Annotated in this window: 1 pseudogene; it reads left to right on the forward strand. The window is 53.7% G+C overall.

Annotated elements, in window-relative coordinates:
* Positions 1 to 395: pseudogene (locus NR112_RS23295) on the forward strand (hypothetical protein); the annotation flags it as partial.

The following is a 395-nucleotide window of genomic DNA, read 5'->3' on the forward strand; positions in this document are numbered from 1 at the left end:
GAGGAAAGAGGGGAAGAGGGAAGAAGAGAAGAAGAAGAAAGAGAAGAAAGGGGAGAGGAAGAGGGAGAAAGGGAGAAGAGGGAGAGAGAGGAGGAAGAGGAAGAGAGGAGGGGAGGAGAAGGGAGGAGGGGGGAGGAAAGAGGGGAGAGAGGAGGAAGGAAGAGAAGAAGAAGAAGGAGAAGGAGGAGGGAGAAAAAGAGAGGAGAAGGAGGGAAGAGAAAGAGAAAGGAGAAGAAGAGGAGAAGAAGGGAAAAGAAAAGGAAAAAGAGAGAGGGAGGGGGAGAGAGAAAGAAGAAGGGGAGAGAAAGGAAAAAAGGAAAAAGGAGAAGAGGAAGAGAGAAGCGGCACGCCCCCGCGGGCGCGCGCGGTCATGGTCGACCTCGGCGAGGACGAGG

Origin of the sequence: Terrabacter sp. Ter38 (genome assembly GCF_024519435.1) — a bacterium.
GTDB lineage: Bacteria > Actinomycetota > Actinomycetes > Actinomycetales > Dermatophilaceae > Terrabacter.